Source organism: Acidihalobacter yilgarnensis (assembly GCF_001753245.1).
GTDB classification, from domain to species: domain Bacteria; phylum Pseudomonadota; class Gammaproteobacteria; order DSM-5130; family Acidihalobacteraceae; genus Acidihalobacter; species Acidihalobacter yilgarnensis.
Genome location: NZ_CP017415.1, coordinates 171,011 through 193,532, shown reverse-complemented (window position 1 = coordinate 193,532; position 22,522 = coordinate 171,011). Strand labels below are relative to the sequence as shown.

Sequence of the window (22,522 nt, the reverse complement as noted above, 5' to 3'; positions counted from 1 at the left end):
CATGAGCCACCACGTCGACACGAACCCTGGCCACGCCCTCCCCGAAAACCGGCCGGGACGACGCGCTGCAAAGCTGATCGTTACTGTGGCGATGGCTGCCGGCTTGGCCGGCTGCGGCCACAACATGTCCGATCTTCAGCACTGGGTCGCAGAACAAATCGCGCAGCCTGGCGGACATGTCCCACCCATCCCTGACGTGCCACCTTATAAAGGTTACAACTATCCCGGGCACAGCAAGGACCCTTTCGACAGCAAGATCCTGCTACAGATATACAACGCCGCGCATCGCGCCAATGTGAAATTCAACCCGAACCGGCCAAGGCAATATCTGGAGCAGTTTCCGCTGGACAGCCTGAAGATGGTCGGCACACTGGTCGACCACGGCACGACATGGGCGCTCATCCAGACACCCGACGGCACCATCGAGCGGGTCAAGATAGGCAACTACATGGGACAGCACGACGGCAAAATCACCGCCATCTCCAGCGATAGCGTCAAACTGCGGGAAATCGTTCCAGACGGCTTCGGCGGCTACAAGGAACAACCCGCCTCGATCGCGATGGGCCAGACCAAATGAGGACAACAACCATGTTTCACGCGACGGCCAAGGGGGCTTCCCCCGCCACTTCGACGACTCGATTCAATCGAAGGGCAAGGGGACTATTCGTCATAATAGCGGGACTACTGGCGATCTGGTCATGGCCCGTTATGGCAGCGACCAATACCCTACAGTCCATAGAAAGCCACCAGCTACCGAACAATCAGCTGCAGGTCATCCTGGACTTCGCCTCAACGCCCACCAAGCCCCTCGGTTTCAGCATCGAGAACCCGGCAAAAATCGCGCTGGATTTCACCCATACCCGCTTGGCGCTCAGCAAGCGGATGTATACCCTCAATTCGGGCTCGGTCAGCAGCGTCGCCGCCGCCGAAGCAGGCGACCGCACGCGTTTGGTGTTCAATCTCACCCAGCCGCTGCCGTACACGACCCGCATCGAGGGGCATCGAGTCATCGTCACCCTTGGACATAGCTCGCAAGCCGGCATGATGGCGGCGACACAGACACAGACCACGCATTTCGGTAACCAGGAAGACACATCCAGCAACGAACACTCCCAAATTACCGATGTTGAGTTCCACCGCGGCAAGGATGGCGGTGGCTTGCTCACCCTCACGCTCAGCAACCCCAATCAGGTCATCGATCTCACCCAGCAAGCCGGCAAGATCGTGATCAACGCGCACAACGCCACCATCTCCCAAGCGCTTCGGCGCCGCATGGTGGTCACCGACTTCGGCACGCCCGTGCAGCGCATCGATAGCCTGCAGAATGGCAAAAACGTCAAGCTGATCATATCCGCCACCGGCGATTACGAACAGCTCGCTTATCAGGCAGACAATAAATTTACCGTGGACATCAAGCCAGTGGCCACGAACAGCCCAGGCAGCGCCGGTACACAGCCGGTCTACAAAGGACAGCGCATCTCGCTCAACTTCCAGAACATTCAGGTTCGTTCCGTGCTCCAGTTGCTCGCCGACTTCACTGGACTGAATATCGTCGTCAGCGATGCCGTGACCGGCAGTGTCACCCTCAGGCTCAAGAACGTACCGTGGGATCAGGCGCTGGCCATCATCCTGCAGGCCAAGGGACTGGCCGAGAAACGCAGCGGCAACGTGGTCATGATCGCCCCCGCGAGCGTGATCGAAGCCCAGGATCAGCAGCAAATCAATGCACAGCGCGCCCAGGAACAGCTGGCACCGCTGCATACCGAGATATTCCAGGTTCGTTATGCCAAGGCCACCGCCCTGGCCGCCCTGCTGCAGACTATCCGCAGCACGCAGAACACCAGCAACACCGGCAACAACACACAGAGCAGCAACGGCGTGTCGGGGCTGTCCTCTCGTGGATCGGTGGTCGCGGACCCGCGGACCAATTCGCTCATCGTGCGCGACACGGATCAGGGACTCGCTAATGTCGCCAAGCTGATCCAGCACCTCGATGTACCCGTCAAGCAAGTGCTGATCGGCTCGCGCTTGGTCATCGCCAAGCAAGGCTTCAGCCGCGACCTCGGCGTGACCTTCGGTTCGGTCAATCAGCCACAATCGGTCAACACCACCACGGGCGGCATCAACCCCGGTGGCGGCGTGACCATCGGTTCGCAACCCTATGGACTCGGTGGCTACCCGAACGGCAACCAGTTCAACGTCAACCTGCCAGCAGCCAGCCCGACCAGCACCTTCGGACTGACCCTCGTCAAACTCGGGCAAAGCTTCAACCTGAGCCTGCAGTTATCTGCGGCCGAAGCGGAAAATCAAGTCCGCCAGATATCCAACCCACGCGTCATCACCGCCAACGACACACAGGCGATGATCCAACAGGGCGTACAGATCCCCTATCAGCAAGCGTCCTCCAGCGGCGCCACCAACGTGTCCTTCAAGTCCGCCGCCTTGAAACTACTGGTCACGCCGCACATCACGCCGAACAACCGGGTACTGATGGAACTCGACATCAGCAACGACAGCGTCGGCGGAATGTACAGTGGCGTGCCCAGCATCAACACTCAGGAGGTCAAGACGCAGGTCATGGTGGATAATGGTCAGACCGTGGTGCTCGGTGGCATCTATCAACACGACACCAGCAAGACCGTTAACAAGGTCCCCTTCTTCGGAGACCTGCCCGTCCTTGGAGCCCTGTTCCGCCAGAACAGCACCTCCAACACCAAGACGGAACTGTTAATCTTCATTACGCCCAAGATCATCGACAACAATCTCAGTCTGTCGCAATGATCCCGCCGCGTCCGGCGGGCAAAACCTGCCGGACGTCACAGCCTGCAGACCTATGACCGAAAGACGCAATGTTTTCCTGATAGGCCCGATGGGTGCCGGCAAGACGACCATAGGGCGCAGGCTTGCCCCGGCGCTCGGCCTCGATTTCTACGATAGTGACGAACTCATCATTTCGAGAACGGGCGTTGATATCGCCACGATCTTCGACATAGAGGGCGAATCGGGTTTCCGAGAGCGCGAAAGCCGTGTACTCGATGAGCTTACGCAACTCGATGGCGTCGTAATCGCCACCGGCGGAGGCGTGGTACTCAGCGTTGAGAACCGCAACCTCCTCAAGGCACGCGGTAGAGTGGTCTATCTCACTGTACCGCTCGAACTGCAGCTCAGGCGCACCCGCCGGGACAACCAGCGCCCTCTGTTACAGACGAGCAACCCGCGCGAACGCCTCGAAACTCTGCAACGTGAACGTGAGCCGCTCTACCAGTCTATCGCGGATATCGTAATCGACACCGCCGCCAACGACAGCCGGCGCCTTGCCCGCGAACTGATCGAACAGCTTTCGAACACCGACTGAATCTATTCACTCGCGCAACCGATGATTTAGTATGTGTCCATGATCTCTCTGACCGTCGACCTGGGTTCTCGTGCTTACCCGATTCTGATCGGCCCCGATCTGTTGGATGACCCTCGCCCGCTACGTCAGGCGATTGTCGGTAACAGCGCGATCATCGTCAGCAACGAAACCGTAGCGCCACTCTATCTCGAGCGCGTGCGCGACCACTTGCATGATCTTCGGCACGAGGCTGTCGTCCTCCCGGACGGCGAGGCCTACAAAACCATCGATATACTCGACCCGATATACAGTGCATTACTCAAGAGACACTATGATCGCCACACCACCCTGATCGCGCTCGGTGGCGGCGTCATCGGGGACATCACAGGCTTTGCCGCCGCCACCTACCAGCGTGGCGTGAATTTCATACAGATACCGACCACGCTACTCGCACAGGTCGACTCATCCGTGGGCGGGAAGACGGGCGTCAACCACGCACTGGGCAAAAACATGATCGGCGCATTCCACCAACCCCGCGCCGTCATCATCGACACACGTACCCTAGACACTCTACCCGACCGCGAACTGAGCGCCGGGCTCGCAGAGGTCATCAAATATGGCCTGATCAACGATGTCCCGTTCTTCGACTGGCTCGAACGGCACATCGATGAGCTACTGGCGAGGGACCCCGCCGCGCTGACCCACGCCATCCAACGCTCCTGCGAAAACAAGGCGCGTATCGTAGCCGCCGACGAGCGCGAGGGTGGCGCAAGGGCCTTGCTGAATCTGGGACATACCTTCGGCCACGCCATTGAGACCGGCATGGGCTACGGACAGTGGCTGCATGGTGAGGCCGTCGCCTGCGGTATGCGCATGGCTGCCGAAATGTCGGTGGAACTGGGCTGGCTGGACCGCGATGCGCTCGATCGCGTGGATGCGCTCCTACGCCGCGCCCGATTGCCGCTGACGCCACCAACTGAACTGGACCCCGAGCGCTTCCGTGCCCTCATGTCCGTCGACAAGAAAGTTATCGACGGCAATCTGCGCCTAGTGCTGCTACACGGCATCGGCCAAGCGCAGGTGACCGCCGAATTCGACCCGAGGGCGCTCGACCGCATACTGGCCAACTCTGCCGCCGCATGAATATGGCGGCGCAAACGCTCGCCCCCTACGCCGCCCACGAATCCACCTCCCGCGGCCGCCGTCATACCGAGCCACCGCCCAGCATGCGCGGGCAGTTCCAACGCGATCGAGACCGTATCATTCACAGCGCGGCCTTCAGGCGACTTGAATATAAGACGCAAGTATTCATCAACCACGAAGGCGATCTATACCGAACCCGCCTGACGCACTCCCTTGAAGTCGCGCAAATCGCGCGCACGGTCGCCCGCGCGCTCGCGCTCAACGAAGACCTCACCGAAGCCATAGCGCTGGCGCACGACCTTGGACACACACCCTTCGGCCATGCAGGACAGGACGCGCTCAATCTGGTCATGACGCCCTACGGCGGCTTCGAGCACAACCTCCAATCGTTGCGTGTAGTCGACGAACTGGAAGAAAAATATGCCGAATTCAACGGGCTCAATCTCTGCTTCGAAACGCGGGAGGGGATACTCAAGCACTGTCGTCGGGAGGCCGCCGCACGCCTAGGTGAGCTGGGACATCGATTCATCCACGGCGGACAACCCAATCTGGAGGCCCAGTTAACCAACCTTTCCGACGAAATCGCATACAACAACCACGATATTGACGACGGCCTGCGCGCAGGCCTGATACACATCGAACAACTACGTACGCTGCCATTGTTCGGCGAGGCCTACGAAGAAGTCATCCGCTCGTACCCCGCATTGGGCGAGCGCCGGATCGTACACGAGGTTATCCGACGGATGATCGGACGCCTGGTCACCGATCTTGTCGAAACCTCGCGCGCGCGAATTCAGGCCGCAGCCCCACGAGACTGTAATGCTGTACGCACCCTGAACGAGCCACTGATCGCCTTCAGCCCGGATATGCGTACCAGCAATCTCTCTCTCAAGCGATTCCTGCATGAACATCTATACCGCCATGCACGCGTACGGCAACTCACTGACGACGCAAAGCGTATCGTCGCCGAACTTTTCGAGGCCTACCGAAATTCGCCGGTGCCACTACTCCCTGCGGATACCCGCGACAAACTACAACGAGCTGGCGACGAAGCAGCCCACGCCCGCATCATCGCCGACTACGTGGCCGGCATGACCGACCGCTACGCCTATGCCGAACATGCACGCATCCACGCTATTACCCATGCCTGACAAACCTCAGTCGTCCTTCGACACGCCAAGCCTGCGCATGATGCGCAATGTGATCCAAGAACATCTGGCGGGCCATTCGCCCCCCATCATCGTGTTGGGCGAGCCGGGCGCGGGCAAAACTACTCTGCTCGAACGAATCGCACGCGATTCCGATGACATCTACGACGTCTGCCTGTTTCGAGCAGCCCGTGTGTCGTCCGACGCCACATCGTTACACGAAGCCATACTGCGCCACTGGCTGCCCGGCGACGCACAAACCGCTAGCACAAGCCATCTGCTCCACGTCCTGTGTGATGCGCCCCCCGACCACCCGCCGCTACTCATCATCGACGATGCCAATCGCCTTTCGAGGGCCGAACTCAAAGGCATCCTTGGTCTCAAACACGCCATCGATCAGGACGCAGCCGCGCGCTTTGGCCTGATTCTGTGCGACGGATCGGTGTTGGAACCGCGCATTGCCGCACTAACCCCCGAATTCGGACATCGGCAACTCCCAGTCAGCCTAGGACTCCGCCCATTGACCCGACAGGAAACCGAAACCTTTGTCCGTCATCGCGACCAGACGCTGACGTCCAACGATGTCGCGCATCTCTATCGGACGAGCCGCGGGCTCCCCGGTCTGCTGATCCGAGCGATCGCAACCGAAGACAAGTCACCGATCCAAACCACATCGCCCATCCGCAAGCAATTGCTCTTCGCTGCAGGTGCATTCGCGTTCATCGTCATCGCCGCGGCACTGCTGCTGCCCGCCTCGCCAAAGCATACGCACACACATCCTTTACCTTTACCACCAACACCCGCTGCGGTCGGTAACGCCACCTAGACCTTGGCAAACAATTGAACCCGCCCTACCTCTTCGCGATCAGCGCCCGGCACTATGTCATACAGCTGAAGATGGATATCGCACGCGATACTCCCACTACGGATACGCAAAGCTCGCGCCCGTTGCAGATGGCGGCTTCCCCGCCTGACAGGGTATGCACGCAACGGCCCGGAAAACACCGATCGACAGACTGCGGTCCACGGGGTGAATTGAACCGGGTGACAGCCCAGCACTATACTGGTCGGCCGAATCGAAAAAACTTCAGCCTCAGGAGTCGCGTAGCATGTCGGCCCAATCCACCATCGGCGGTCTCTATCGCCCAGAATTCGAGCGTGACAACTGCGGTTTCGGCCTGATCGCCCATATGGACGGCCAAGCCAGTCACTGGGTACTCGAAACGGCGATACATGCCTTGGAGCGACTGACCCACCGCGGCGCGGTCGCCGCCGACGGCAAAACCGGCGACGGTTGTGGACTGCTGCTCAAAATGCCTATTCCATTCCTGCGCGCGCTTGCGGAAGACGCCGGCATTCGCCTTGGCGAGCGTTTTGCCGCCGGCGTGACATTCCTGAACACCGACCCAGATGTCGCCGCCGTGGCCCGGCGCACGCTCGAACAGGCACTTGAGGCCGCCGGCGTCTCTCCCGCTGGCTGGCGTACCGTGCCCACCGATCCAGCCGCCTGCGGCGACGAGGCGCTACGCTCGCTGCCGGTGATCGAACAAATCTACGTCAACGCGCCCGAGGATATGGACGACGCGGCCTTCGAGCGCGCCCTGTTCGTGGCGCGGCGGCGTGCAGAGCACGCTCTGGCAGACCATGATGCGGTCTTTTACGTCTCCAGCCTCTCCGCGCGCGTGATCAGCTACAAGGGCCTGATCATGCCCGCCTATCTGACACACTTCTACCCGGACCTACGGGATCCTCGCCTGGAAACCGCCCTGTGCGTATTCCATCAACGGTTCTCGACCAATACCCTGCCGCAGTGGCGTCTGGCGCAACCATTCCGCCTGCTAGCCCACAACGGCGAGATCAACACCATCCGCGGCAACCGCAATTGGGCACGCGCTCGCGCACACACCCTCTCCAGTCCGAATCTGCCTGATCTTTCCGAGATCGGGCCACTGGTCTCAATGAAGGGATCGGATTCCAGCTCCCTAGACAACATGCTGGAAATTTTGCTCGCGGGAGACATCGACATCTTCCGCGCGATGCGCCTGCTGATGCCCCCCGCCTGGCAGAACATGCAGCACGTGGATACCGATCTGCGGGCCTTCTACGAATACCATTCCATGCACATGGAGCCTTGGGACGGGCCCGCGGGCGTCGTGCTCACCGACGGACGCCATGCCGCCTGCTGCCTGGATCGCAATGGCCTGCGCCCGGCACGCTATGTCATCACGCGTGACCGACACATTACGCTGGCCTCGGAAATCGGGGTCTACGACTATGCCCCCGAGGACGTGGTCACCAAGGGGCGGCTCAAGCCCGGCGAAATGCTCGCCGTCGACACCGAGACGGGCGAACTCCTGCTGCCGGAAACCGTCAACGAACACCTCAAGAATCGCCAGCCCTATCGCAGCTGGCTGGATCAGTATTCCAGAAACCTGCCTCGACTCGACGACGAGGCCGCAGTAGCCCCGGCCCTGGAACCAGAGCGGCTGCGCGTCTACGAAAAATTGTTCAACCTGAGTTTCGAGGAACGAGACCAAGTGCTGCGTGTCCTCGCCGAGGCCGGGCAGGAGGCCGTCGGCTCGATGGGCGACGATACGCCCTATCCCGTATTTTCAAAGCAGATCCGCTCGCTGTTCGACAATTTCCGCCAGCAATTCGCACAGGTGACGAACCCACCCATCGATCCGCTGCGCGAGCGTGTCGTGATGTCGCTGGAGACCAACCTCGGACATGAGCGCAATTTGTTCGAGGAAAGCCCGGATCATGCCGCGCGTCTCGTCATGAGCTCCCCGCTGCTGTCGGAAATGCGCCTCCAGCAGTTGTTGAATCTTCCCTATGACGACCTGCGCGCCCACCGCATCGACCTCAACGCGCCAAAAGACCACGACCTCAAGTCCATGATCCAGGACTTCTGTCGAGAGGCCGAACAGGCCATCCTGGACGGAGCCGTACTACTGGTACTCTCCGACCGCGACATCTCGCCAGACCGCATCCCGATCCCTGCCGTCCTGGTCACCGGCGCGGTGCACCATTACCTCATCAATCGGGGCTTGCGTTGCCGCGCGAACATCATCGTCGACACCGCCACCGCACGCGACCCTCACCAGATCGCCGTGCTCATCGGTTACGGCGCGACTGCCGTCTGCCCCTATCTCGCCCTGCAAGCCCTCCACGGATTACGGCAAAGCGGAGAAATCACCGACAAAACCGACGGCGAACTGGCCAGCGCCTACCGCCGAGGCATCCACAAGAGCCTCTACAAAATCATGTCCAAGATGGGCATCTCGACCATCGCCAGTTATCGTGGTGCACAGCTGTTCGAGATCGTCGGCCTGCACCGCGAGGTCGTCGACACCTGCTTCTCCGGCACGGTGAGCCGCGTACAAGGCATGAACTTCGAAGACATCACCGAAGATCTGGCCGAGCTGTCACGGCTAGCCTGGAACCCGCGTAAGCAGACTACCCAGGGCGGCCTGCTCAAATACATTCACGGTGGTGAATATCATGCCTACAACCCCGACGTGGTCCAGACCATGCACAAGGCGGTGGTCTCAGGCGACTACCGCGACTGGGAGGCCCACACCGCCCTGATCAATGACCGTCCGCCCATGGTGCTGCGCGACCTGCTGCGCCTGCGCGAAGGCATCCAGCCTATCCCGATCGACGAGGTCGAGCCGATCGAATCCATCGTCAAGCGCTTCGACTCCGCAGGCATGTCCCTCGGCGCGCTCTCACCCGAGGCGCACGAAACGCTGGCCGCGGCCATGAACCGCCTGGGCGCGCGCTCGAATTCCGGCGAAGGCGGCGAGGATGCAGAGCGCTTCGGTACCGAGCGCATGTCCAAGATCAAGCAGATTGCCTCCGGGCGCTTCGGCGTCACGCCGCATTATCTGGTCAATGCCGAAGTCCTGCAGATCAAGGTGGCGCAAGGCGCCAAACCCGGCGAAGGTGGCCAGTTGCCTGGACACAAGGTCAACGAGATGATCGCGAAGCTGCGCTTCGCGCGCCCCGGCGTCGCCCTGATTTCACCGCCGCCGCATCACGACATCTACTCGATCGAGGACTTGGCTCAGCTCATTTTCGACCTCAAGCAAGTCAACCCGCAGGCCCTCGTATCGGTCAAGCTGGTCGCCGAGGCCGGCGTCGGCACCATCGCCGCGGGCGTGGCCAAGGCCTATGCCGACCTAATCACCATCTCCGGTTACGACGGCGGCACCGGTGCCAGTCCGCTCACCTCGGTCAAATACGCCGGCGGTCCCTGGGAGCTCGGCCTGACCGAAGCCCATCAGACCCTGCGCGCCAACAACCTGCGCGACAAGGTGCGCCTGCAGACCGACGGCGGTCTCAAGACTGGGCTTGACGTCATCAAGGCTGCGATTCTCGGCGCCGAAAGCTTTGGTTTCGGCACCGGTCCGATGATCGCCATGGGCTGCAAATATCTGCGTATCTGCCACCTCAACAACTGCGCCACTGGCGTGGCGACGCAGGATAAGGTCCTGCGCATGAATCACTTTGTCGGCAAGGTCGACATGGTGGTCAACTACTTCCGCTTCATCGCCGAGGAAACCCGGCAATTGATGGCCCGGCTTGGCGTACGCCAGCTGACCGACTTGATCGGTCGCACCGACCTGTTAGAGGCCATTCCTGGCGACACGGCACGTCAGGGGCGCCTTGATCTGACCCCGATCCTGTCAGACGCAGGCGTTTCTCCACAGGTGCCGCGCTATTGCGTCGAACCGCACAACGCGCCGTTCGACCTCGGCGAGCTCGCCGAGCGCATGGTCGTCGACATGCTACCGGCCATCGAATCAAGCCAGGGCGGCGAATTCCAATACGACATCCGCAACGTCAACCGCTCCATCGGCGCACGCGTCTCCGGCGAAATCGCCCGCCGCCACGGCAATTACGGCATGTCCGACAATCCGCTTACCGTGCGCCTTAAGGGCACGGCGGGGCAGAGCTTCGGCGTCTGGAACGCCGGCGGCCTGCATCTCTATCTGGAAGGCGACGCCAACGACTATGTTGGCAAGGGCATGGCCGCAGGCAAGATCGTGATCCACCCGCCGACGGGTAGCCAATTCCGCAGCCACGAGGCGGCGATCATCGGCAACACCTGCCTCTATGGTGCCACCGGCGGTAAGCTCTTCGCCGCAGGGATCGCCGGCGAACGCTTCTGCGTGCGCAATTCCGGCGCCACCGCCGTGGTCGAGGGCGCCGGCGATCACGCCTGCGAGTACATGACCGGCGGCGTGGTGGCGATACTCGGTCAGACCGGTGTCAACTTTGGTGCCGGTATGACCGGCGGCTTCGCCCTCGTGCTCGACCTCGACAACCAGTTCGTCGACCGCTGCAATCACGAACTGATCGACCTCCACCGTCTCGACCCAGAGCACATGGAAGCGCCGCGCGCCTATTTGCGTGGACTGCTGGAGGAATATCAGGCCGAGACCAATAGCGCCTGGGCATCCGAGCTATTGGCCAACTTCAGGCGCTATTTGCCGAGATTTTGGCTGGTCAAGCCACGCGCCTCTGACCTGGCTGGCCTGATCAGCACGCTCAGCGAGGCCGCCTGATTACGATACGGCCGATCGCGGCGATCCCCCGCGATCGGCCCCGCGATCGCGTTAACAGACCCTGACGCCATGGCCCGCATACCACAGCCATTCATCGATGAACTCCTCGCCCGCGCCGATATCGTTGAGCTCATCAATGCCCGCGTACCGCTGAAGCGGTCCGGCCATGAATTCAAGGCCTGCTGTCCGTTTCATAACGAAAAAACACCCTCTTTTTATGTCAGTCCGCAAAAGCAGTTCTACCACTGCTTCGGTTGCGGCGCCCACGGCACGGCACTGGGCTTTCTAATCGAACACGACCGCCTGGATTTCATCGAGGCAGTCGAAACCCTCGCCAGCACGCTCGGGCTCGAAGTCCCCTACGAAGGCAACAATCACCAAACGGTACGCAGCGACGAGCGCGACACCTTGTTCCGGTGTCTGGAGGACGCCGCCAACTGGTTCAAACAACAACTGCGCCAGCATCCTCCCGCCATCGATTACCTCAAGCATCGCGGACTCGACGGGGAAACCGCAGCACGATTCGGCCTCGGCTATGCTCCGGCTGCCTGGGACGGTCTGCTCAAGGCACTAGGCCCGCACCATGACCTGCAGCGTCTGATAGAGGCCGATCTCATCGTCGCCCGCGAGCAACGGCAATACGATCGCTTCCGTGACCGCATCATGTTCCCGATCCACGACCCCCGAGGCAGGATCATCGGCTTTGGCGGGCGCATTATCGGGGAGGGAACGCCCAAGTACCTGAACTCAAGCGAAACCCCGCTGTTTCACAAAGGACAAGCGCTGTACGGCCTCTACGAGGCGCGCCAATCAGGTGCATCGCTCGACGAAATAGTGATCGTCGAAGGTTACATGGACGTCATAGGACTCGCACAACAGGGCATCCACAACACCGTGGCCACGCTCGGCACTGCCACCACCCACGAGCACGTCCAGCGCCTCTATCGCATCGCGAAACGGGTGGTGTTTTGCTTCGATGGGGACCGCGCGGGGCGCGGCGCCGCTTGGCGCGCCCTTGAGCAGACCCTACCCGTGCTTGAAGACGGCCGTGAAGCCGCCTTCCTCTTCTTGCCCGAAGGTCAGGACCCAGACAGCTACGTGCGCAGCGAAGGACGCGACGCATTCTTGGATGCCTGCAGCCAAGCCCTCAGCCTTTCTCGCATGTTGCTTCAGGAATTACGCCGCCGGCACCCCGGCACCGATATGGAAGCCCGCGCTGGCCTTGTCAGCGAAGGCATGACCCTCGTGCAAGGGCTCCGCGCGGAGATTCTGCGGGCACAGATTGTCGAAGCACTCGCACGCGAGGTAGGCCTGGATCCCACCCGCCTCGAAAAAAACACGACGCGCCCCACCGAGACACGCGGGACGGCACCCACTTCCGGCAGCCGCCCCATCAAACCGGATCGCAGGCAGACGGTTCGCTGGTCACCCCTACGCGCCGCCATCGCACTCCTGATCGAGCACCCGACACTCGCGACCGACGCGCCAGAGGCCGATGCCCTGGGTGTTCGGGACAATCCCGGTATCGCGCTGTACGCCAGCCTCCTTGAAACCTTACGCAACCATCCCAATATCACCACGGCAGGGATATTGGAGCGTTGGCGTGGTCGCGCCGAGGAGCCTCATCTGCTACGCCTGATCGAATCGCGCGATGTGTACCTCGACCCCGCCGCGGCACGCCGCGAGTTTCTGGACGCCGTCGCGCGGTTGCTCACGCAGCGCAGTGAAGCGCGCTTCGAAACGTTACGCCGCAAGGCACAGAGCGAAGGCCTTGATCCCGTGGAAAAAGCCGAGTTCGGCCGACTCGCATTAACCGGCGGGCGAGATACACAAAGCAAGCAACCCTAGCCGGGGCAGCTTGCTTTGTACTATCATTGCCTGTTCTATTCGATTTTTTGGGTGTTTCATTCCATGCAGCATGAAGAGCAGCAGTCCCGCCTCAAGGAGCTCATCGCCAAGGGTAAGGAACAGGGGTTCCTGACCTACGCCGAGGTCAACGACCACCTGCCCGACAGCATCGTCGATCCCGAGCAGATCGAAGACATCATTGGCATGATCAACGACATGGGCATCACCGTCCATGAGGTCGCGCCCGACTCCGACACTCTGCTGCTATCCGACTCGACCGTCACAGCCGACGAAGACGTCGCCGAAGAGGCCGCTGCGGCCTTGACCAGCGTCGACAGCGAATTCGGACGCACCACCGACCCCGTGCGCATGTACATGCGCGAAATGGGCACGGTTGAGTTGCTGACCCGCGAGGGTGAGATCAAGATCGCCAAGCGCATCGAGGATGGACTTTCCCAAGTCCTTTTCGCGCTGGCCCATTACCCCCAGGCCATCAGCGGACTACTCGCCGAATATGATCGCATCGAGGCCGGCGACGCGAAGCTCACCGATGTCGTGCAGAGCTTCCTCGACCGCGACGCCATGGAAAACGAGGTCATCCCTACCCCCGCGCAGAAGAGCCAAGCGGCGGCGGAAAGCGATGACGACGACGAAGATGCCGAACCCGCCGATACGGGCCCAGATCCCGTCGAAGCGCGCGAACGCTTCACCAAGCTACGCGAGCTCTACACCAAGGCCATGAAGGCCCAGAGCAAGAGCCAAAAGGAGAAGTACGACGAGTTCCGCAAGGAAATCGCCACCTTCTTCATGGAATTCAAGCTCACCCAGCGTGTCATCGACGACCTGACCAACCGCTTGCGCACCACCATCGAACTGATCCGCGAGCAGGAACGGCGCATCATGGAGCTGTGCATCCGCCGAGCGCATATGCCACGCCGAGCCTTCATCGACAGCTTCCCCGGCAACGAAACCCGCGTGGAATGGCTGGAGGAACGCCTGCAAGCCCCGAATGCGCAAAAGTACGCGGAGGCGCTGAGCGAGGTGGCCGACGAGGTTCGCCACGCGCAAAAGAAACTCAAGACCCTCGAAACCAACGCCTCGCTGCGCATTGGCGAGGTCAAAGACATCAACCGTCGCATGTCGATCGGCGAAGCCAAGGCCCGCCGCGCAAAGAAGGAAATGGTCGAGGCCAACCTACGCCTGGTCATCTCCATTGCCAAGAAGTACACCAACCGCGGCCTGCAGTTCCTGGACCTCATTCAGGAAGGCAACATCGGCCTGATGAAGGCCGTCGACAAATTCGAATACCGCCGCGGCTATAAATTCTCGACCTATGCCACCTGGTGGATCCGGCAGGCCATTACGCGCTCGATCGCCGACCAGGCCCGCACCATCCGCATCCCGGTGCATATGATCGAAACGATCAACAAGCTCAACCGGGTATCCCGCCAGATGCTCCAGGAAATGGGCCGAGAAGCGACCCCCGAAGAGCTGGCCGAGCGCATGGAGATGCCCGAGGACAAGGTCCGCAAGGTCCTCAAGATCGCCAAAGAACCCATCTCGATGGAGACGCCCATCGGCGACGATGAAGACTCGCATTTGGGCGACTTCATTGAGGACGGCAACGTCATGTCGCCCATCGAGACCGCCACACGCGATAGCCTCAGCGAAACCACCCGCGAGGTACTTGGCTCCCTGACCGCGCGCGAGGCCAAGGTCCTGCGCATGCGCTTCGGCATCGACATGAATACCGACCACACCCTTGAAGAGGTCGGCAAACAGTTCGACGTTACCCGCGAGCGCATCCGCCAGATAGAAGCCAAAGCTCTGCGCAAACTGCGCCACCCCAGCCGCTCCGAGCTGCTGCGCAGCTTCCTCGACGCAGAGCAATAAGCAGAGCAATAAAAAGTCGCCACGCTCTGTCGGGCAAACTATCCCGACAGAGCGCCACCCAGTGACGGGCCTGTAGCTCAGTTGGTTAGAGCAGGGGACTCATAATCCCTTGGTCCTCGGTTCGAGTCCGAGCGGGCCCACCATAAAAAAACAACCAGTTATAAACAATGCGTCATTTTGATCATTTGATAGTAGACAAGATATAGACACATCGAAGAGATGCAGGGCATGGACAAAAACGATCACGAACCCTCGTGAATGCTGCCTAACTCCCTCCCTAAAGGGTAGGTTCGCCAGCACAGCCCAATCACCGCGATTAAAGACTGGTCATTGCTAAACACGAGAACGAGTCAGGTGATCGCTGCGGAATGCCCACAAAGTATGCACGCCAGAAAAACTGGGTTTCTCCGAAAAGAGAGAAAAAGAATGAAAGAAAAAATTTTACACAAACAAAAGCAAAGGCCTTTTGTACGTGTACATTTTGTACGATACTAAGAATGCGGGTGGCGGGATTCGAACCCGCAAGGGAGCTTACTCAGCTTTTATCCGGTGGTGTCCTAGACCACTGCGTTTACCATTTCGCCACACCCGCTTAAAAGTCGGCAACTTGTCACCACGGCTCGGTAGCTCTGATACAGCTATCGAGCCTTTTTTTCGCCTCCGTGCTCGGTGACGCGGTTACCGAGCGTTTGCAGAACACGGAAGCATGTCTCTTCTCATCATTTACCCTTCCTCGTAAACTCCTCGGTTGCCAAACCTTAAACTGGAGTGACAACTATAGGATGTGCATTGTAGTCGGTCAATCACACAATATGATGTGGATCTGTCTGTGGATGGCTTGTGGATGATCTGTGCACAACTTGTGGGCGAAAGCGTGGCGAAATGGGCACAGTGACAGCGGGGTATGAACGAGCTTTGTGCGACATTGAAACAGTACTAGATGGCTAAATTCGCAGCTGATGAACCACATAGCGCGCACAGTTATTGACAGGACTCCAAGTAAGCCAAACCCTCACGCAGTTCAAACTTATTAGCGCTGACTAGATCCGCGGTGATGCCTATAGACTGGTGGGACGCATCGATCACAGCCCACACGTGGATTCACGTCTGGACCTCCACGTCGCCACAACGCAGACCAAAAACAATCTCCCCTAGCGGCTCGCCGTAAGCCCCCTCCCTGTCCATTAAGTAGCGAGCTTGATAGAGCCCGCGTGCTGCTGCTCGCATACCGCGCCGCTCACAACTTCCATATAAATTTACCAGACAACCTCATTCGCAGCCTGCCTAGCGACACCTAAAATTTCAGACTCGAACACCGTTCAAGCAAACGACGCAGTTCACGCGACACGGTGAGCGGTGGAGCCCACCACCTCTCTTCAAATCCCACCCGATTAATCGTCCATCATCCGCGCGACGGTGTCGGCATCGTCGATGATCGGATAACTCAGTTCCTCAGGCAGGTTGTAGTGCCACCATTCATGCGGCTGATGGACCCAGCCGGCAGCGGTCATGAGGCCGAGCAGCAGGGTGCGGTTGCGCTGGGCCTCGCGTGGCAGATCCAGCCGACCATGGTAGGACTGTTCGAGCATGGCATCGAAGCCGGTGCCCATGACCAGAGGCTGACCGTGTTCATCCGCCAGGGTGAGGTCCACGGCGATGCCGCGACTGTGGGTTGAACCCTCGACCGGATCGGCCACGAAGGTGGGATCGGGCAACGCCTCCCACAACCGCCACTGTGCCGCAGGCGGGCGGTAGGCGTCATAGACCGTCAGCCGATAACCCAGCGTACCCGCAAGGTCGGCGGCACGCGTAAGCGCGGCGTGTGCGTCGGGGTGCAGGAGCGCAATCGCGCGCGCGTAGATCGGCTGACCGGTGATGTTGTCTGCGCTGGCGTAGCGTAAATCGACGCAGATCGCGGGGTGGTCGATGACTAGCAAGTTCATTCCTCCATGGCTTGGTCAAGCGGGGACAGGGTGTCCGGTCGCCACTTCGGCGGAGTGTCGGCGTGGACCAGATGGCAGCGCACGGCATGGGCCGTGTCATACGCCAAGGTCGCCAGTGCCTGGGGTCGTTCGCAACCCGCAGCGGCGGATGGGCAGCGCTCGCGAAAGAAGCAACCCGATGGCAGCGTACGGTTTGAGGGCAGCTCGGTGGTCTCCGCAGGCAGGTCTGGAGCGCTGCCGCTGTCGACCCGAGGCACCGATTCGCAGAGTAGGCGCGTGTAGGGGTGTCGTGGCTCGCCAAGTACGGATCTGGCCGGGCCGATCTCGACGATCTGACCGAGATACATGACTGCGACTCGGTCTGCCATATGCCGGATGACCGAGACATCGTGCGAGATGAGCACGTAGGTCAGGTTCTGCCGTTGCTGCAGGCTCAGCAGCAGGTTGAGGATTTGCGCCTGAACGGAAACGTCGAGTGCCGAGGTCGGCTCGTCGAGCACGATGATCTCGGGTTCTGACGCCAGGGCCCGCGCGATGGCGATGCGCTGGCGCTGTCCGCCCGAAAATTCATGCGCATAGCGATCGATGTGCTCGGCGCGCAAACCAACCTGCTCCGCGAGTGCGGCGGCCATTCGACGTAGCTCTGCACGGCTATGACGACTGCGCAAAAACACTGGCTCCGTGATGATGCGCCAGACACGCATGCGCGGGTCAAGTGAGGCATTGGGGTCCTGAAAGACGATCTGTACTGGCTGTAGTCCACCCGTGGAGCTCATGCCAGCCACACGCACATGGCCGGAGGAAGGTGTAACCAGCCCGATCAACGCTTGCGCGAGCGTGCTCTTGCCGCAACCTGACTCACCGACAATACCCAAGGTCTCACCGCGCGCGACGCTCAGGTCGATGCCATTGAGCGCATGCGCATAAGCCCGCGGGCGACCCAACCAATCGCGCTTGACCGGATAACGGATCTGCAATCCGGTAACGGTCAGCGGCGCGTCGCGAAATGTCTCGTCCAACGCACTCATGCAAGTACACGCTCTTCTGCTAGCAACCAGCAGGCAGCATGCCGCTCAGCGGCGCCACTCTGCGGGAACATCGGTGGACGATCGACGCACAAGGGGCCGGCACTGGCGCAGCGAGGGGCATAGGCGCACCCCGCAGGCGGATGACGCAAATCGGGCACGCTGCCGGGTATCGCGTTCAACGATGCCTTGGCGGTTGCCCGCTCCGGCAAGGCACCGAGCAGTGCACGGGTATAGGGATGCGCGGGCGCGCAGAGGACGCCGCGGGTGTCACCGGACTCCACCACTCGGCCCGCGTACATGACGTAGACGCGATCGGTGTACTGCGAAACGATACCCATGTCGTGGGTGATCAACAGGACGGCGGTGCCGGAACGGCGCGCGCGCGCGCGCAGCAAGGTCAACACTTGGCGTTGCACGGTGACATCCAACGCGGTGGTCGGCTCGTCGGCGATGACAATGGCCGGGTCACCGGAAAAGGCCAGTGCAATGAGTACCCGCTGCCGCATGCCTCCGGACAGCTCGAAGGGGTAACGCCGCAGCACTTCGCCGGCATCGGCAACTCGCATTTCGCCCAGAAGATGAATGGCCTGCGCACGTGCCTCGATTTTACCGATTCGTCGGTGGCGGCGGATCACCTCGATCATCTGACTGCCGATCCGGCGCGTCGGATTCAATGCCGTCAGCGGCTCTTGGAAGATCATCGCGGCACGATTCCCGCGCAACGCGGCCAGCTCGCGCTCGGGCGCCGTCAGCACGTCGACGCCCAACAGCGAGATATCACCGCTGCGCACGCGGTAGGCTTGTCTTGGCAGCAATCCCATCGCCAGCAACGAGGTGACCGATTTCCCGCAACCGGACTCGCCCACTACGCCCACCGTCTCGCCACGCGCAATCGTCAGCGTCACGCCGTCTAGCGCGCGTACAGCCCCACCGTAAACGGGAAACTCCACACTCAGGTGCTGGATATCCAGCACCATGTCACGTGCATCTGGCATGTTCAGCGCCCTCTTTGCCGCGGATCTAGCAAGTCGCGCAGACCATCGCCCAATAAATTGAACGCCGCTGCGGTGCATAGGATTGCCCCCCCGGGAAAGGCCGAATACCACCACTGATCAAGGATGTAATTGCGACCGGTCGCCACCATGGCGCCCCATTCGGCCGTCGGTGGCTGCGCGCCCAAGCCGATGAAGCTCAAGGCCGACGCCATCAATATGGCGTTGCCGATATCCAAGGTGGCCTGCACGATGATCGGCGGCATGGCGTTGGCCGCGATATGCCAGCGCAGCAGCTGCCACGGGTTGGCACCAAATACCCGCGCAGCCTGTACGTATCCGCTTTCGCGCAGACTCAAAGTCTGGCCACGGGTGAGGCGCACATAGGCCGGGATACGTACCAATGCGATGGCCAGCATGGCGTTCCACAGGCTCGGTCCCAGGGCTGCGGCCAGTGCCAACGTCAGCACCAGCGAAGGTACGGACATGACCACGTCCATCAACCGCATCACCACCGTATCGACCCAGCGGCCGATCACCCCGGTCAATGCACCGATCAGAGTGCCGATACCAGCCGACACCGCCACCACGAAGAAACCGACGCCAATCGAGATGCGCCCGCCGTAGAGCACGCGGGTAAAGATATCGCGCCCGACCTCGTCGGTCCCGAACCAGTGCGCCCAGGATGGCGATGCAAGCCTCGCGGCAAGGTCGATATGGTCGGGGTTGGTCGTGATGAAGAATGGCAACAGCAGCACGGCGAACAGAATCGCCACGATCATACCCGTGCCGAGCAAGGTCAATGGGCTACGGCGCAGGCGATGCAACAGATAACCACCGCGCGCACCGGCGCCATTGACGATCGCAGGCTCTACCGCGGACATTCAGCCGATCTCCGCAATACGCGGATCGAGGGCCAGATAGGCCAGATCGACCGCCAGATTGACGAGTACATAGGCGAGTGACACCACCAAGGTAAACCCCATGACCGCAGGGAAATCGAGCGCCTGGATCGAGGCAACGACGTAATTGCCCATACCCGGCCAAGCGAAGATGGTCTCGGTCAGCACGGCACCGTAGAGCAGATCGCCGAAGGCAAGCCCAAGTACCGTCACCGAGGGGATCAGCGCATTCGGCAAGGCGTGTCCGAGGATCACGCGCGGGCGCGACAACCCACCTGCCCGTGCGGTACGCACATAGTCCTCACCCAGTTGATCGAGCATGGCCGAACGAATTTGCCGTGCGATGACGCCGACATTCACAAAACCCAGCGTGAAGGCCGGCAAGGCAATGTGCCGCAGACTGCTCCAAAAGGCGATGGCGTTACCTTCCAATAACGAATCAATCAAATAAAAACCCGTGATCGGTGTTGGCGGCACGATCATGGCGCTGATTCGCCCTCCTCCGGGAAACCAGCCGAGATGACCGTAAAACACGGCAATCAACACGAGCCCAAGCCAGAATGCCGGTGCGGAAATGCCGGTGACGGCCAGCACGCGTGCGATGTGATCGATCGGACGATCGCGCCAGACTGCGGAGGCGACGCCAAGCGGCACTCCGGCCAGCACAGCGAATAACAGGGCCACAACCACCAATTCCAGCGTGGCTGGAAAGAACGCCGCGATGTCTTGCGCAACTGGGCGTCCGGTACGGATAGACACGCCGAGATTGCCATGCGCCAGATCGTCGACATAGTGCGCATACTGCCGCCACAACGGTAGATCAAGGCCCAACTGGTGACGGATATGGGCCACGACCTCGCTAGAGGCATGTGGTCCGGCTATCAGCCGCGCGGGGTCGCCTGGAATGAGATGCGAAATGACGAAGGTGACGAGCGAGACGCCAAACACCACCAAAATCAGAAACAGCAGTCGTCGTCGGATGACATTCAAAAAAGCCATGGATGTGCTTGCTCACGCCGCATCACGTGGAGACCGGCCGCGCCGGCCGCGGGAGGGGCGGGCAGCGACTGGTCGCCACCCGCTGTACAAAATCGTCTGCTCAGTGCGTCTTCGACATGCTGGCGATGTTGTAGATCTGCTCCAGCATCGGATTAAAAACGAAGCCCTTCACCGCCTTGCGCATCGCGATCTGCGAGTTTTTCTGGAAGAGATAAACATAGGCCGCGTCTTTAACGGCGATCCGCTGAGCCTGCTGATAAAGCCGCATCCGCTCGCGCTGGGTGGTGGCCACCGCCGCCGTGCGCACCAGCTTGTCGACCTCAGGATTCGAGTAAAACGAACGATTGCCCGCCAAACCGCCGTTAGCCGAATCGAACCAGTAATTCATGAACATATAGGGATCGGCAAAATCCGGGCTCCAATTACCGATGGCAATATCGAAATCGCCCTTACCCAGGCGATCACGGTAGGTCGCGTTGGCAAAATTTTCCAGCTTCACGCTGATACCCGCGTCGGCGAGATTGGCCTGCACCGCCAACGCAATGGTCGACCAGTTAGGATCGGCGTCGGAATAATCGAAGCTGAGCTTGAGATGCTCGGCGCCCGCCTGTTTGAGCAGGGCACGTGCCTTGGCGATATCCCGCGCAACCGGCTTGAGCGTCGGATCGTAACCCCACATGCCATCCGGAATAGGCGCGCCCATCGGCTTGCCTTCGCCGTTGAGGATGCCACCGATAATGGCCCTCGCGTCCACCGCCTCGATGATCGCGCGGCGTACCGCTACCTTATCGAGCGGCGGGCGCTTGTTGTTGAGGTAGAGATAAGTGACCTTCAGGCTCGGATACTCGCGCACGATGACGCCTGGTGTACCCGCCTTTTTCATCGCATTCAGCTGGTCGGCAGGCAGATTTTCCGCGATGTCGAGATCGCCGCGCTCGAGTTGCAACCGCCTTGCGGAGGCGTCCGGCACGATCTTGACGATCACCTCGGCGAAATGCGGCTTAGGCCCGGCATAGTGTGCATTGGGGGTCATGATCAGGCTCTGTCCCTTCTGCCAACTACGCAACTGGTAAGCGCCGCTGCCAGCGGTATGCCCCGCGAGCCAGGCCTGTGCCAGATCGCCATTGACCTGATGCGTCATCACCTTGGGATTGATAATCGCGGCACCATCATTGGCGAGGGTGTACAAGAAAGGCGCAAAGGCCTCCTTGAGCCGGAATCGGATCGTGTACGGATTGATTACCATGACCGAGGCGAGATCCTGGAATGGTTCGGCCGGTCCCTTACCCAGTTTGAGCAGGCGGTCGAAGGAGAACTTCACCGCCGACGCCGTTACCGGGGTGCCATCCGCGAAGCGTTCGCCAGGCCTAAGCTTAAAGGTCCAGGTCAGCTTGTCCGGCGATACCGTCCATGATCTGGCCAACTCGCCAACCACGCTGGTAGTGCCCTTGCCAGCAACCGTTTTGTAGCGTACCAAGCGCTGGTAGGCCGGATAAGTGACCGTCCAATCGTTATTGTCCATGGTCACGTCGGGGTCCAACGTCTGCGGATCCGCCGCCTTGCCAATCACCAGTACGTTCGTTGGCGTCGCGGCAAATGCAGGCACTCCCGCCAGCGACACGACCGCCAAGCCGACGGCCGATACACTCATCCATTTGAATCCAATCATTGCCCTGCTCCTATCGCGATGATTTCGGTTACAACGGGTCCGCTTTACGA

Annotated in this window: 15 protein-coding genes and 2 tRNA genes; 10 read left to right on the top strand and 7 right to left on the bottom strand. The window is 60.7% G+C overall.

What is annotated here, in order from left to right; all coding sequences use genetic code 11:
* Position 1 precedes the first annotated feature (1 nt).
* The 10 genes from BI364_RS00940 to BI364_RS00895 all read left to right on the top strand — a co-directional run bounded on the left by BI364_RS00940 (position 2) and on the right by BI364_RS00895 (position 15,082).
* The gene (locus tag BI364_RS00940; RefSeq protein WP_083251080.1) at positions 2-577 is read left to right on the top strand and encodes a pilus assembly protein PilP; all 576 of its coding nucleotides are present in this window, start codon (positions 2-4) and stop codon (positions 575-577) included.
* Between the two features lie 131 nt (positions 578-708).
* Positions 709-2,781: a type IV pilus secretin PilQ gene (gene pilQ / locus BI364_RS00935; RefSeq protein ID WP_070077159.1), complete on the top strand. Its 2,073-nt coding sequence runs from the start codon at positions 709-711 to the stop codon at positions 2,779-2,781.
* 52 nt (positions 2,782-2,833) lie between these two features.
* The gene (aroK, locus tag BI364_RS00930; RefSeq protein WP_070077158.1) at positions 2,834-3,355 is read left to right on the top strand and encodes a shikimate kinase AroK; all 522 of its coding nucleotides are present in this window, start codon (positions 2,834-2,836) and stop codon (positions 3,353-3,355) included.
* Positions 3,356-3,394: 39 nt separating this feature from the next.
* Positions 3,395-4,477: a 3-dehydroquinate synthase gene (gene aroB, locus BI364_RS00925; RefSeq protein ID WP_070077157.1), complete on the top strand. Its 1,083-nt coding sequence runs from the start codon at positions 3,395-3,397 to the stop codon at positions 4,475-4,477.
* A gap of 2 nt (positions 4,478-4,479) precedes the next feature.
* A complete protein-coding gene (locus BI364_RS00920) occupies positions 4,480-5,628 on the top strand; it encodes a deoxyguanosinetriphosphate triphosphohydrolase (RefSeq protein ID WP_083251078.1) in 1,149 nt (382 codons plus the stop codon).
* Positions 5,621-6,451, top strand: a complete 831-nt coding sequence (locus tag BI364_RS00915; RefSeq protein WP_070077155.1) for an ATP-binding protein — start codon at positions 5,621-5,623, stop codon at positions 6,449-6,451. The genes BI364_RS00920 and BI364_RS00915 overlap by 8 nt, the downstream gene beginning before the upstream one ends.
* Before the next feature lie 283 nt (positions 6,452-6,734).
* A complete protein-coding gene (gene gltB, locus BI364_RS00910; protein WP_070077154.1) occupies positions 6,735-11,198 on the top strand; it encodes a glutamate synthase large subunit in 4,464 nt (1,487 codons plus the stop codon).
* A gap of 69 nt (positions 11,199-11,267) precedes the next feature.
* Positions 11,268-13,046: a DNA primase gene (dnaG, locus tag BI364_RS00905; protein WP_070077153.1), complete on the top strand. Its 1,779-nt coding sequence runs from the start codon at positions 11,268-11,270 to the stop codon at positions 13,044-13,046.
* A 63-nt stretch (positions 13,047-13,109) separates the two neighbouring features.
* Positions 13,110-14,939: an RNA polymerase sigma factor RpoD gene (gene rpoD, locus BI364_RS00900; RefSeq protein ID WP_070077152.1), complete on the top strand. Its 1,830-nt coding sequence runs from the start codon at positions 13,110-13,112 to the stop codon at positions 14,937-14,939.
* A 66-nt stretch (positions 14,940-15,005) separates the two neighbouring features.
* Positions 15,006-15,082: transfer RNA gene (locus BI364_RS00895), tRNA-Ile, on the top strand.
* Positions 15,083-15,437: 355 nt separating this feature from the next.
* Here BI364_RS00895 and BI364_RS00890 read toward each other — a convergent pair.
* The 7 genes from BI364_RS00890 to BI364_RS00860 all read right to left on the bottom strand — a co-directional run bounded on the left by BI364_RS00890 (position 15,438) and on the right by BI364_RS00860 (position 22,454).
* Positions 15,438-15,531: transfer RNA gene (locus BI364_RS00890), tRNA-Pro, on the bottom strand.
* Positions 15,532-16,330: 799 nt separating this feature from the next.
* Complete coding sequence (gene ddpX, locus BI364_RS00885) at positions 16,331-16,876, bottom strand: D-alanyl-D-alanine dipeptidase (RefSeq protein WP_233279555.1); 546 nt, start codon at positions 16,874-16,876, stop codon at positions 16,331-16,333.
* A gap of 2 nt (positions 16,877-16,878) precedes the next feature.
* Positions 16,879-17,910, bottom strand: coding sequence for an oligopeptide/dipeptide ABC transporter ATP-binding protein (locus tag BI364_RS00880; protein ID WP_070077150.1), 1,032 nt, complete (start codon positions 17,908-17,910; stop codon positions 16,879-16,881).
* A complete protein-coding gene (locus tag BI364_RS00875; RefSeq protein WP_070077149.1) occupies positions 17,907-18,905 on the bottom strand; it encodes an ABC transporter ATP-binding protein in 999 nt (332 codons plus the stop codon). Before BI364_RS00875 ends, BI364_RS00880 begins: the two co-directional genes overlap by 4 nt.
* A 2-nt stretch (positions 18,906-18,907) precedes the next feature.
* Complete coding sequence (ddpC, locus tag BI364_RS00870; RefSeq protein WP_070077148.1) at positions 18,908-19,786, bottom strand: D,D-dipeptide ABC transporter permease; 879 nt, start codon at positions 19,784-19,786, stop codon at positions 18,908-18,910.
* Positions 19,787-20,803 (bottom strand): ABC transporter permease, encoded by a 1,017-nt coding sequence (locus tag BI364_RS00865; protein ID WP_070077147.1) that lies wholly within the window; start codon positions 20,801-20,803, stop codon positions 19,787-19,789. It lies immediately after the preceding gene.
* A 100-nt stretch (positions 20,804-20,903) separates the two neighbouring features.
* The gene (locus BI364_RS00860) at positions 20,904-22,454 is read right to left on the bottom strand and encodes an ABC transporter substrate-binding protein (protein ID WP_197495787.1); all 1,551 of its coding nucleotides are present in this window, start codon (positions 22,452-22,454) and stop codon (positions 20,904-20,906) included.
* Positions 22,455-22,522 lie beyond the last annotated feature (68 nt).

What these genes read in the sequence shown, in the direction of transcription:
- BI364_RS00940 (WP_083251080.1), top strand. Translation starts at nt 2, where the DNA reads ATGAGCCACCACGTCGACACGAACCCTGGCCACGCCCTCCCCGAAAAC.
- pilQ (WP_070077159.1), top strand. Translation starts at nt 709, where the DNA reads ATGGCAGCGACCAATACCCTACAGTCCATAGAAAGCCACCAGCTACCG.
- aroK (WP_070077158.1), top strand. Translation starts at nt 2,834, where the DNA reads ATGACCGAAAGACGCAATGTTTTCCTGATAGGCCCGATGGGTGCCGGC.
- aroB (WP_070077157.1), top strand. Translation starts at nt 3,395, where the DNA reads ATGATCTCTCTGACCGTCGACCTGGGTTCTCGTGCTTACCCGATTCTG.
- BI364_RS00920 (WP_083251078.1), top strand. Translation starts at nt 4,480, where the DNA reads ATGGCGGCGCAAACGCTCGCCCCCTACGCCGCCCACGAATCCACCTCC.
- BI364_RS00915 (WP_070077155.1), top strand. Translation starts at nt 5,621, where the DNA reads ATGCCTGACAAACCTCAGTCGTCCTTCGACACGCCAAGCCTGCGCATG.
- gltB (WP_070077154.1), top strand. Translation starts at nt 6,735, where the DNA reads ATGTCGGCCCAATCCACCATCGGCGGTCTCTATCGCCCAGAATTCGAG.
- dnaG (WP_070077153.1), top strand. Translation starts at nt 11,268, where the DNA reads ATGGCCCGCATACCACAGCCATTCATCGATGAACTCCTCGCCCGCGCC.
- rpoD (WP_070077152.1), top strand. Translation starts at nt 13,110, where the DNA reads ATGCAGCATGAAGAGCAGCAGTCCCGCCTCAAGGAGCTCATCGCCAAG.
- BI364_RS00880 (WP_070077150.1), bottom strand. Translation starts at nt 17,910, where the DNA reads ATGAGTGCGTTGGACGAGACATTTCGCGACGCGCCGCTGACCGTTACC.
- BI364_RS00875 (WP_070077149.1), bottom strand. Translation starts at nt 18,905, where the DNA reads ATGCCAGATGCACGTGACATGGTGCTGGATATCCAGCACCTGAGTGTG.
- ddpC (WP_070077148.1), bottom strand. Translation starts at nt 19,786, where the DNA reads ATGTCCGCGGTAGAGCCTGCGATCGTCAATGGCGCCGGTGCGCGCGGT.
- BI364_RS00865 (WP_070077147.1), bottom strand. Translation starts at nt 20,803, where the DNA reads ATGGCTTTTTTGAATGTCATCCGACGACGACTGCTGTTTCTGATTTTG.
- BI364_RS00860 (WP_197495787.1), bottom strand. Translation starts at nt 22,454, where the DNA reads ATGAGTGTATCGGCCGTCGGCTTGGCGGTCGTGTCGCTGGCGGGAGTG.